The following is a 10,695-nucleotide window of genomic DNA, read 5'->3' as shown; positions in this document are numbered from 1 at the left end:
GGGCCCATGTGCGGAACATCACGCGTTCCATGGCATAACTATACAGAGCTCTGGATTTTCGTACAAGGCTGTTCGAGTGACGGACCGGCGGCCGGTCAGCCGATCGCCCCGCCGATCAGCCGTCCCAGCAGGTAGGTGACGCCCGCCGCGGCCCCGCCCAGCACCAGCTGGCGCAGGCCGGAGAACCACCAGCTGCGGGCCGTCACCCGGGCCACCACCGCGCCGCAGCCGAACAGGCCGAGCACCGCCAGCAGCGCGGCGGGCCACAGCGCGGTCGCGCCGAGCAGGTAGGGCAGCACCGGCAGCAGCGCGCCGAGCGCGAAGCAGCCGAACGAGGAGAGGGCGGCGACCAGCGGCGAGGGCAGGTCCTCCGGATCGACGCCGAGCTCCTCGCGGGCGTGCACGGCCAGCGTGGTGTCCGGGTCGGCGGACAGTTGCCGGGCCACCTCGTGGGCCAGCTCCGGGTCGACGCCGCGGGCCACGTACAACTGGGCCAGCTCGGCCAGCTCGCCCTGCGGGTTGCGCCGCAGCTCGATCCGCTCGGCCTCCAACTCGGCTTCCACCAGCTCGCGTTGGGAGGCGACCGAGGTGTACTCACCGGCCGCCATGGAGAACGCGCCGGCCGCCAGCCCGGCCAGGCCGGTGAGCACCACGGTGCTCGGCGCCGCGTCGCCGCCGACCACGCCGGTCATCAGCGCGAAGTTCGACACCAGGCCGTCCATCGCCCCGAACACGGCCGGGCGCAGCCAGCCGCCGTTGACGTCCCGGTGGTGGTCGGCCTCGGGTATGCGGGGCGGCTGCGGGCTGTCGGTCTGCGGCTCTGCGGTGACGGTGCTCATGCGGGCGGCTCCCCTTCCGGGCACGGCGGATCCCCCCGGGCCGCGCGTCGGCCGGGCTCGCTGGTGCTCTTCGAACGTAGCTGTTTGACCTGCTGCTTTCCAGCAAAGTAAGCCTGCCCAAAGGCAGTTGGGGCCGCCTCCGCCCCTCTCGGCGGTGGCGGCCCCGACGGGGTCGAACGGGTCGGCTCAGGAGGGCTTCTCGGAGTCCTTCGAGAGCTTCACGGAGTCGTCCCCGGCCTCCTGCGCGGGCGCGGCCGGGGCGGTGTCCCGCGGCTGCTCGGCCTCTTCCGCGGCCGCCTCGGTCTCGGCGCGCTCCCGGGTGGCCTGCGGGTCGATCGCGTCCGGGTCCTCGCGGCCGGGGCGGAGCTTGGCGGAGAGCACGAAGGCGACGATCGCGCCGACGAAGACCAGGATCGCCGTCCAGTCGTTCAGGCGCAGGCCGAAGAAGCGGTGCGCCTCGTCGATCCGCAGCCACTCCGTCCAGAACCGGCCGAGGGTGTAGGCGGCGACGTACAGCGCGAAGGCCCGGCCGTGGCCGAGGGTGAAGCGCCGGTCGGCCCAGATCACCAGGACCGCGACCAGCACGCACCAGATCGACTCGTACAGGAAGGTCGGGTGGTAGACGCCCTGGACGACGGTGCCGTCCGGGAGGGTCTTGTCGATCTTCAGGCCCCAGGGCAGGGTGGTCTCCCGGCCGTACAGCTCCTGGTTGAACCAGTTGCCCCAGCGGCCGCAGGCCTGGGCCAGCGCGATGCCGGGGGCGATCGCGTCGGCGTAGGCGGGCAGCGGGACGCCGCGGCGGCGGGCGCCGATCCAGGCGCCGACCGCGCCGAGGGCGATGGCGCCCCAGATGCCGAGGCCGCCCTCCCAGATCTTCAACGCGTCGATCGGGTGCTTGCCCTCGCCGAAGTACAGCTGGTTGTCGGTGACGACGTGGTAGAGCCGACCGCCGACCAGGCCGAACGGCACCGCCCAGACCGCGATGTCGCCGACCGTGTGCCGCCCGCCGCCGCGGGCGACCCAGCGCTTGCTGCCGAGCCACACGGCCACGACGACACCGATGATGATGCAAAAGGCGTAGGCGCGCAGCGGGATGGGCCCCAGGTTGAGGACGCCCCGCGACGGGCTCGGAATGTATGCGAGATCCATGGCACTCTCGACGCTACCGTGTCCCACCGGCACCACCGGCACCGGAGCGGGTCACGGTAGCGTCACGCGGCCCCGGCCGGGTCAGGGCGAGGGCGGGGTGTTGGACTCGCCCGCGGTCGAGCTGGGCGCCGGGCTCTGCCCGTGGGAGCCGGGGGTGCCGAGCTGCTTGCCCTGGTTGGCCGCGTCCACCCACTTGACCAGGTTCTCCGGGCTGATCTGCTCGTTGCCCTTCTTCGGGTAGACCGGCTCGCCGTTCAGCAGCACCGTCGGGGTCGACTTGTAGCTGGACTTGTCGAAGTCCTGCTGCACCGCGGAGACCCAGCCGCCGAACTTGTTGTCGTTGACGCAGGCCTGGAACTCCGGGGTGTCCAGCCCGGGGACCTGCTTGGCCAGGTCGATCAGGGTCTGCTTGGTGCCGAAGGAGTCCTCGGTCTCCTCCGGCTGGTTGCGGTACAGCACGTCGTGGTAGTCGCGGAAGTGCCCGGCGTCCTGCGCGCAGCCCAGCGCGTTGGCGCCGTACTTGGAGCCGCTGCCGCCCAGCGAGCGGTCGATGAACGAGACGATGTGGTAGTCGACGACGATCTTGCCCGCGTCCTCCAGCTGGTCGACGGTCGGCGAGAAGCTCCGCTCGAAGCTGCCGCAGGCCGGGCAGCGCGGGTCCTCGTAGACCGTCAGCGTGGACGGGGCGTCGGCCGCGCCGACCGGGATCACCAGGTTCTTGTCGCCGGTCGTCCCGGCCGGGGCCGCGGTGGGGGTCTCCGGCTTGGAGCGCTGGTTCTGCACCACCACGCCGACCACCACGGCGGCCGCGATCACCGCGACCACCACGCCGCCGACCACCAGCTTCCTGGTCCGCCGCGCCTTGGCCTCCTCGGCGGCCCGGGCCTCCCGCATCTTGTCCCGGGCGTTGCGCTTGCCTTCTCGGTTCTTCTCGCTCATGGGGTGCTCTTGCCAGTCCAGTGGTTGGGGTCGTCGGGGGCGGCGGGCGGCTCAGGCGGCCAGCCAGGCGTCCAGCGAGAGCTTCGTCCGGGGGCGGTAGACGAGCCACGCCGACAGCAGCAGGAACCCGGTGTCGCGCAGGATCTCCTGCAGGTACTTGGTCTGCGACTCGTCCACCGCGCCGCCGCCGCCGAAGCAGCCGCAGTCGATCGAGATGCCGCGCGCCCACGCGGAGGAGATGCCCGCGACGAACACCAGCAGCAGCACCGCCGAGACGACCGCGACGATCCGCGTCCCCAGCCCGAGCACCAGCAGCAGGGCCAGCGCCAGCTCCAGGAACGGCAGCCCCCAGCCGACCGGCTTCACCAGCGACTCGGGCAGGATCTCGTACGCGCGCACCGCCTGGGCCGCCTCGGCCGGGTCGGAGACCTTCGCCAGGCCGGCCCAGCCCCAGACCACCGCCAGACCCAGCCGCACCGCCAGTCCGAACCACTCGGCCGCCGCGCCGTCCACCGCCCGGCGCCACCCGTCCGTCCGGCCGCGTTCGACGTGCTGACTGGCCATCAGTTCGGTTCCCCCTCGGGCGCGTTCCACCGTTTCCTGCCTGATGAACCGTAGGGGATGGCGGGTGGTTCCTCCACATTGGCGAGTTACGCCGTATGAGGGACCTTAAACGGTCATACGTCCGATTTTCTGGATCATCGTTCCGGCGCGTCGCAGCCCGCCGTCGGACCCCGCTCCGACTGCTGGCACAGCACCGCCCGCTCCGCCCCCCGGCGGGCCAACTCCCGCTCCACGCCCCCGCTCCCGACCAGCGCGGCGGCCAGCGCCAGCCCGGCCGCCAGCGCCCGCAGCAGCACCGCCCGGTGAACCCGCGCCATCCGGATGCCCTCTCGCCGACGAACCGCCGGAGGGTTCAACGGCGTCAACCCGCCGGGAAGCACCCGCGCCCGCCGGTTTTTCACCCTCGCGGAGTAGGTCGGCCGCGCGAAGGGCCGCAACGCGAAGGGCCGCCCGGGGAGCGGCAGTTGCTCCCCGGGCGGCCCTCGGCCGTGCCGCGCTGCTCGGCTACCTGCGGCGGACGCCCTGCGCCAACTCGCCCGCGAGCGCCCGGACCGCGGCCGTGCCGTCCGCCAACTGCTCGGCGTCCAGCAGACGCTGGACGAACGCCGAGCCGACGATCACGCCGTCCGCGAAGGCCGCCACCTCGGCGGCCTGGTCCGCGTTGGAGACGCCCAGACCGACGCAGACCGGCAGCGCGGTGGTGGCGCGGGTGCGGGCCACCAGGTCCTCGGCCAGGTTGCCGACCGCCGCGCGGGTGCCGGTCACGCCCATCACCGCGGCCGCGTACACGAAGCCGGAGCCCGCCGCGGTGACCTCGGCCAGCCGGTGGTCCCTGGAGGACGGGGCGACCACGAACACGGTGTCCAGCCCGTGCTCGGCCGCGGCCTTGCGCCACTCCTCGGACTCCTCCACCGGCAGGTCCGGCAGGATGCAGCCCGCTCCCCCGGCCGCGGCCAGGTCGGCGGCGAACCGGGCGGTGCCGTAGCGGTCCACCGGGTTCCAGTACGTCATGACCAGGACCGGCACGGCCGGGTGCGCCGCCGCGACCTCGGCCACGGTGCGCAGCACGTCCTTGATCTTCACGCCGCCGCGCAGCGCGATGTCGTCGGCGGTCTGGATGACCGCGCCGTCCAGCACCGGGTCCGAGTGCGGCAGGCCGACCTCGACGACGTCGCAGCCGCCCTCGATCAGGGCGTTGACCGCGGCGATGCCACCGTCCACGGTCGGGAAGCCGGCCGGCAGGTAGCCGATCAGGGCCGCCCGGCCCTCGGCCTTCGCGGCGGCCAGCACGGTGGTGAGCTTGGTGTCGGCCATGTCAGTTGGTCCCCTCGGCGTCGTAGAGGCCGAAGTACTCGGCAGCGGTGTGCATGTCCTTGTCGCCGCGGCCGGAGAGCGAGACCAGGATCGTCGCCTCCGGGCCGAGCTCGCGGCCGAGTTCGAGCGCGCCCGCCAGCGCGTGCGCGGACTCGATCGCCGGGATGATGCCCTCGGTGCGGGACAGCAGCCGCAGCGCCTCCATCGCCTGCGCGTCGGTCACCGGGCGGTACTCGGCCCGTCCGGTGTCCTTCAGCCAGGCGTGCTCCGGGCCGACGCCCGGGTAGTCCAGGCCGGCCGAGATCGAGTGCGACTCGATGGTCTGGCCGTCCTCGTCCTGCAGCACGTAGGTGCGCGAGCCGTGCAGCACGCCCGGGTCGCCCTTGGTCAGGGTGGCCGCGTGCTTGGGGGTCTCGGCGCCCTCGCCGGCCGCCTCGCAGCCGATCAGCCGGACGCCCGCGTCCGGGATGAACTCGTGGAAGATGCCCATCGCGTTGGAACCGCCGCCGACGCAGGCCACCACCGCGTCCGGGAGCTTCCCGGTGCGGTCCAGCACCTGCCGGCGGGCCTCGACGCCGATGACCCGGTGGAAGTCGCGCACCATCATCGGGAACGGGTGCGGACCGGCCACCGTGCCGAACAGGTAGTGGGTGGAGTCCACGTTGGCGACCCAGTCCCGGAACGCCTCGTTGATGGCGTCCTTCAGGGTGCGGCTGCCGGAGGTCACCGGGATCACCTCGGCGCCCAGCATCCGCATCCGGGCCACGTTCAGCGCCTGGCGCTCGGTGTCGACCTCGCCCATGTAGATGGTGCAGTCGAAGCCGAACAGCGCGCAGGCGGTGGCGGTGGCCACGCCGTGCTGGCCCGCGCCGGTCTCGGCGATGATCCGGGTCTTGCCCATCCGGCGGGTCAGCAGCGCCTGGCCCAGCACGTTGTTGATCTTGTGCGAGCCGGTGTGGTTGAGGTCCTCGCGCTTGAGCAGGACCCGCGCCCCGCCAGCCTCCGCGGAGAACCGGTGGACGTCGGTCAGCGGGCTCGGCCGACCGGTGTAGTCCTTGAGCAGGACGTCCAGCTCGGCGGCGAACGCCGGGTCGTTCTTGGCCTTCTCGTACTCCTCGGCGACCTGCTCCACGGCGGCGACCAGCGCCTCCGGGATGAAGCGGCCGCCGTAGGCGCCGAAGTAACCGCGTGCGTCGGGCACCTGGGCGCCCGGAAGGTAGTGCTCGGACATGATCCGTCCTCGGATGAAGGATTGACGGCGTGGACGTGGGACGCGCGGCGGGTCGTCAGCCGCGGGTACCGCGCCATCGGCGTCCGGGGACCTGTCCGGGCTCGCAGCCGATCACGTACCGCACCCGCCGCCCCAGCACCCGGCGTGCGGGCGCGCGGCAGCCGCGCGGGCGGCAGCCGGGGGCGAGACGGGTGGCGATCGACACGGCGGAGGCTCAGCCCCGCCCGTTGTTGCGCAGCGCCGGGTGCGCCCCGGCGGCGACCAGGTCGGCGACCGCGGCCTTCGGGTCCCGGCCGGTGACCAGGGACTCGCCGACCAGCACCGCGTCGGCGCCCTGGTTGGCGTAGGTGATCAGGTCGTGCGGCCCGCGCACGCCCGACTCGGCGACCTTCACGACGTGCGCCGGGATGGCGTCCACCACGTTGCCGAAGGTGTTCCGGTCGACCTCGAGGGTCTTCAGGTTGCGGGCGTTGACGCCGATGATCCGGGCGCCGGCGTCCACCGCGCGGGCGATCTCCTCCTCGTCGTGCACCTCGACCAGCGGGGTCAGCCCGATCGACTCGGCCCGCTCGATCAGCGAGACCAGGGCCGGCTGCTCCAGCGCGGCCACGATCAGCAGCGCCAGGTCCGCGCCGTGCGCGCGGGCCTCCCACAGCTGGTACGCGGTGACGATGAAGTCCTTGCGCAGGACCGGGGTGGGCACGGCCGCGCGCACCGCGTCCAGGTCCGCCAGCGAACCGCCGAAGCGGCGCTGCTCGGTCAGCACGCTGATCGCGGCGGCACCGCCGGCCGCGTAGTCGACCGCCAGCGCGGCCGGGTCGGCGATCGCCGCCAGCGCGCCCTTGGACGGGCTGGAGCGCTTGACCTCGCAGATCACCCGGACGCCGTCACCGCGCAGCGCGGCCACGCCGTCCTTCGCCTCGGGGGCCTTGGCGGCGAGCTTCTTGAGCTCGTCCAGGGAGACTCGGGCCTGTCGCTCGGCGAGGTCCTGCCGGACCCCGTCGATGATCTCGTCGAGCACAGTCACGCGTGCGCCCCCATCGTGTTTCGGCGGTGAGGCCGGGGGCGTCGAACGCGGCCCCGGCCCTTCGATGGTATCGGGCGCGGGGGGCGCACTCCGCATCCACCCGGCGCGCGTCTCGACTCGCGGACCGCCCGGCGGACGGCGCGCCCGCCCCGTTCACACCCCCGGCGGGGCCAGCCCCGCGCCCACCGGCAGGTTCCGCACCACCGTGAACACCAGCAGCACCAGCACCAGCGCCCACGTCCGCCGCCGCGACATCCGCGGCCGCCACCCCGGCCGACCGCCCGCCCCCCGCACCGACCGCACCAGCCAGCCCAGCCACAGCACCGCCAGCCCGAGCGCCAGCACCACCACCAGCAGGTTGTCGTGCGCCGCCGTCAGCACGTCCCCCCTGGTCAGCGCGTGCACGCAGCGCAACCCCCCGCACCCCGGACACCACCAGCCGGTCAACTGCAGGAACGGGCACGTCGGGTAGTGCCCCGGCGCGTTCGGGTCCACCAGCCCCACGAACGCCGTCGGCAGCGCCACCGCCGTCAACGCCGCCAGCGGACGGACCAGCCGCCGCACCACGGGACCGCCGGGGGCGGCGGAGGGACCGGACGCGGCGGGGCCGGGGGCGGCAGGAGCGTTCACGGGACGATTGTGCCCCCGCCCGGCCACCGCCCCCGGGCCGCCCCGCCCGGAAGCCCGTGAGCCGTCGGAAGCCCGGAAGCCGCCGGAGGCCTGTGCCGCCCCGCCCGGGAGCCCGGAAACGCCGAACGGCGGGCACCCGGCCCGCCGTCCGTCCGTCGTGCTCCGCCGGGTCAGCCCGCGGTGACCGCGCTGCGCTCCTCGGTGGGGGCCGGGGCGAAGTTCTTGCTGGGCTGCTTGCCCATGCCCGCCATCGACATGGCCTTGCCGACCACGCCGCCGATCAGAACCACGGCGAGGCCCGCGATGACCAGCACGACGTTCGGGATGATCATCGCGACGCCGGACACGCAGAAGCCGACGAAAGCAATGACCACGCCGGTCCACGCGGCGGGGGTGTGGCCGTGCGCTGCTGCAGCCATCTTGTTGGTGCTCCTTGTTTCTCCGGGGCCCGGTCGGGCGGTCCTGGGCGGCGCTCGACGGGTTGACCCCTCCATTGTGCCGGGCCGAACACGGCAGCCCCAAGCCGGGGCGGCCGTGGTGCCGCGCACACCCGGCCGGTCGGTGTCAGCCCGTCGGGTCCTCGCCCCGGTCCAGCGCCTTCCACAGGTCGGCCGGGCTGTCCGCCCGTACCGGCGCCTTCCGGGTCGGCGCCTCGTACCGCGCCCCCATCACCGGCCAGCGCCGTCCGAACCACGCCGTCAACGCCCCCGCCGCCACCAGCAGCACCCCGCCCGCCAGCGCCACCCACGGCCACGCCGTCCGGGTGATCTCCTCCGCCCGGCCGCTGCTCAACGCCAACTGCCCCGCCGCGACGGCGTGCAACCCCGCGGTGTCCGTGTACCCGATCACCGCCCCCGCGACCGCGCCCACCCCCGCCAGCACCGTCAACGCCCCCACCAGCACCCGCACCCACCCGCGCACCGCGAACACCACGACCGCCGCCGCCATCCCCGTCAGCGCCATCGCCGTCGGCAGCGCCGTCAGCCTGCTCCCGCTCGCGCTCACCGCGACCCGGCTCCCCCCCATCCCGGCCGCCACCCCCTCCGCCCAGGTGCGCCCCACCGCCGTCAGCACCAACCCCGCACCGACCGCCGTCAACAGCAGCATCAACCCCAACGCACCGCGCGAAGCCGAAGCAGGGGAACCACCGGAAGGGGAAGCAGACGTCTCACTCACCCCCCCAGTGTCCCCGACCTCACCCCACCCCCGACCCCCACCCCTCCGGCACGCCCAGGAGCCCCCGGCCTCCGCCCAACAACCCCGGGACAGGCCGAGCGAAGCGCAGGCAGACCGCTCCCCGCCCGGCGCAGCCGCGCACCCCCGCCCTCACCGAACCCACCGGCGGAGCCGAGCCCAACCCAGCGCAGCCGCACACCCCCGCCCCCACCCACCGGCGGAGCCGGGTCCAGCCCAGCGGCAGGCGCACGGGTGGGTGGGCGGGGCAGGGCCCGCGTCAGCGAAGCGTGTTCGCCGTGGCGACAGCCCTGAGCACCGCCGCCGCCTTGTTGCGGCACTCCGTGTCCTCCGCGTGCGGGTCGGAGTCCGCGACGACGCCCGCGCCCGCCTGGACGTACGCGGTCTCGTCGCGGATGACCGCCGTCCGGATGGCGATCGCCGTGTCGGAGTCGCCCGCGAAGTCCAGGTACCCGACGCAGCCGCCGTACAGCCCGCGGCGGGTGGGTTCGAGTTCCTCGATGATCTGCATGGCGCGCGGCTTGGGCGCGCCGGAGAGGGTGCCGGCCGGGAAGCAGGCGGTGAGGACGTCGAGCGCGCTGCGGCCGGCGGCGACCTTGCCGGTGACGGTGGAGACGATGTGCATGACGTGGCTGTAGCGCTCGATGGTCATGAACTCCACGACCTCGACGGAGCCCGGCGCGCAGACCCGGCCGAGGTCGTTGCGGCCGAGGTCGACCAGCATCAGGTGCTCGGCCCGCTCCTTGGGGTCGGCGAGCAGTTCGGCGGCGAGCTCGGCGTCCTCGTGCGGGGTCGCGCCGCGGTGCCGGGTGCCGGCGATGGGGTGCAGCATGGCCTCGCCCCCGGCGACCTTGACGAGCGCCTCGGGGCTGGAGCCGACCACGTCGAAGCCGCCCTCCGCGCCGCCGTCCGGGCCGGGGAAGCGGAACAGGTACATGTAGGGGCTGGGGTTGGTGGTGCGCAGGACGCGGTAGACGTCGAGTGCGGAGGCCGGGCAGGGCGCCTCGAAGCGCTGCGAGGGGACGACCTGGAAGGCCTCGCCCGCCCGGATCCGCTCCTTCACCACGTCGACGGCCTTGCGGTACGGCTCGCCGCCGAACGGCGAGTGCGCGTCGACGGCGGTCGGGGTGTACGTGGCGAGGCCGGGGTCGACGGGGCGGCGCAGGTCGGCCTCCATCGCGTCGAGGCGGGCGACGGCGTCCGCGTGGGCCTCGTCGACGCCGGTGGCCAGGTCGTTGTGGTTGACCGCGTTGGCGATCAGCAGCACGGTGCCGTCGGCGTGGTCGAGGACGGCCAGGTCGGTGGCGAGCAGCAGGGTCAGCTCGGGGAGCTTCAGGTCGTCCGGGGTGAGGTTCGGGAGCTTCTCCAGGCGCCGCACCACGTCGTAGCCGAGGTAGCCGACCAGGCCGCCGGTGAGCGGCGGGAGGCCGTCGTCGGGGTGCCGGGGGGTGTGCAGGGCGGCGAGGGTGGCGCGCAGCACCTCCAGCGGGTCGCCGGTGGTGGGGATGCCGACGGGGGGCTCGCCCAGCCAGCGGGCGCCGCCGTCCTCGCCGACGGTGAGGACCGCGCCGGAGCGCACCCCGACGAAGGAGTACCGGGCCCAACTGCGGCCCTGCTCGGCGGACTCCAGCAGGAAGGTGCCGGGCCGCTCGGCGGCGAGGCTGCGGTACACGCCGATCGGGGTGAGGCCGTCCGCCAGGAGCCTGCGGGTGACCGGGATGACCCGGGTGTCGGCGGCGAGCGTGCGGAAAGCCTCAAGTTCCATGGGACACCGATCGGATGGGAGGGAGGTCTGGTCGGGGGACAGG

At 74.0% G+C, this 10,695-nt stretch carries 13 protein-coding genes; all 13 read right to left on the bottom strand.

Annotated elements, in window-relative coordinates; all coding sequences use genetic code 11:
* Nucleotides 1-95: 95 nt before the first annotated feature.
* The 13 genes from ACFY00_RS02070 to ACFY00_RS02010 all read right to left on the bottom strand — a co-directional run bounded on the left by ACFY00_RS02070 (nucleotide 96) and on the right by ACFY00_RS02010 (nucleotide 10,652).
* Nucleotides 96-839 carry a VIT1/CCC1 transporter family protein gene (locus tag ACFY00_RS02070; protein WP_388026274.1) on the bottom strand — a complete coding sequence of 248 codons (744 nt, stop codon included), beginning with the start codon at nucleotides 837-839 and terminating at the stop codon, nucleotides 96-98.
* Between the two features lie 186 nt (nucleotides 840-1,025).
* Complete coding sequence (gene lgt, locus ACFY00_RS02065; protein ID WP_388026273.1) at nucleotides 1,026-1,988, bottom strand: prolipoprotein diacylglyceryl transferase; 963 nt, start codon at nucleotides 1,986-1,988, stop codon at nucleotides 1,026-1,028.
* Between the two features lie 81 nt (nucleotides 1,989-2,069).
* Complete coding sequence (locus ACFY00_RS02060; protein WP_388026272.1) at nucleotides 2,070-2,927, bottom strand: DsbA family protein; 858 nt, start codon at nucleotides 2,925-2,927, stop codon at nucleotides 2,070-2,072.
* Nucleotides 2,928-2,978: 51 nt separating this feature from the next.
* On the bottom strand, nucleotides 2,979-3,491 hold the full coding sequence (locus tag ACFY00_RS02055) for a MauE/DoxX family redox-associated membrane protein (protein ID WP_388026271.1): 513 nt from the start codon (nucleotides 3,489-3,491) through the stop codon (nucleotides 2,979-2,981).
* Nucleotides 3,492-3,625: 134 nt separating this feature from the next.
* On the bottom strand, nucleotides 3,626-3,808 hold the full coding sequence (locus tag ACFY00_RS02050) for a hypothetical protein (protein ID WP_388026269.1): 183 nt from the start codon (nucleotides 3,806-3,808) through the stop codon (nucleotides 3,626-3,628).
* Between the two features lie 187 nt (nucleotides 3,809-3,995).
* Complete coding sequence (gene trpA / locus ACFY00_RS02045) at nucleotides 3,996-4,805, bottom strand: tryptophan synthase subunit alpha (protein WP_388026267.1); 810 nt, start codon at nucleotides 4,803-4,805, stop codon at nucleotides 3,996-3,998.
* A 1-nt stretch (nucleotide 4,806) separates the two neighbouring features.
* The gene (trpB, locus tag ACFY00_RS02040) at nucleotides 4,807-6,039 is read right to left on the bottom strand and encodes a tryptophan synthase subunit beta (protein ID WP_388026578.1); all 1,233 of its coding nucleotides are present in this window, start codon (nucleotides 6,037-6,039) and stop codon (nucleotides 4,807-4,809) included.
* A gap of 52 nt (nucleotides 6,040-6,091) precedes the next feature.
* Nucleotides 6,092-6,175 (bottom strand): hypothetical protein, encoded by an 84-nt coding sequence (locus ACFY00_RS02035; RefSeq protein WP_388026576.1) that lies wholly within the window; start codon nucleotides 6,173-6,175, stop codon nucleotides 6,092-6,094.
* Between the two features lie 75 nt (nucleotides 6,176-6,250).
* On the bottom strand, nucleotides 6,251-7,063 hold the full coding sequence (trpC, locus tag ACFY00_RS02030; protein ID WP_388026266.1) for an indole-3-glycerol phosphate synthase TrpC: 813 nt from the start codon (nucleotides 7,061-7,063) through the stop codon (nucleotides 6,251-6,253).
* Nucleotides 7,064-7,216: 153 nt separating this feature from the next.
* Nucleotides 7,217-7,693, bottom strand: a complete 477-nt coding sequence (locus ACFY00_RS02025; RefSeq protein WP_388026265.1) for a DUF2752 domain-containing protein — start codon at nucleotides 7,691-7,693, stop codon at nucleotides 7,217-7,219.
* Between the two features lie 170 nt (nucleotides 7,694-7,863).
* Entirely contained in the window at nucleotides 7,864-8,112 is a 249-nt protein-coding gene (locus ACFY00_RS02020) for an HGxxPAAW family protein (RefSeq protein ID WP_388026264.1), read from the bottom strand.
* Nucleotides 8,113-8,257: 145 nt separating this feature from the next.
* On the bottom strand, nucleotides 8,258-8,800 hold the full coding sequence (locus tag ACFY00_RS02015; protein WP_388026263.1) for a TIGR02234 family membrane protein: 543 nt from the start codon (nucleotides 8,798-8,800) through the stop codon (nucleotides 8,258-8,260).
* Nucleotides 8,801-9,146: 346 nt separating this feature from the next.
* A complete protein-coding gene (locus ACFY00_RS02010; protein ID WP_388026262.1) occupies nucleotides 9,147-10,652 on the bottom strand; it encodes an anthranilate synthase component I in 1,506 nt (501 codons plus the stop codon).
* Nucleotides 10,653-10,695 lie beyond the last annotated feature (43 nt).

It is taken from the genome of Kitasatospora sp. NPDC001540, from assembly GCF_042894345.1.
Taxonomy (GTDB): Bacteria; Actinomycetota; Actinomycetes; order Streptomycetales; family Streptomycetaceae; genus Kitasatospora; species Kitasatospora phosalacinea_C.
Note: the sequence above shows the minus strand (reverse complement) of the source record. Positions and strands in the feature narration are given on the sequence as shown.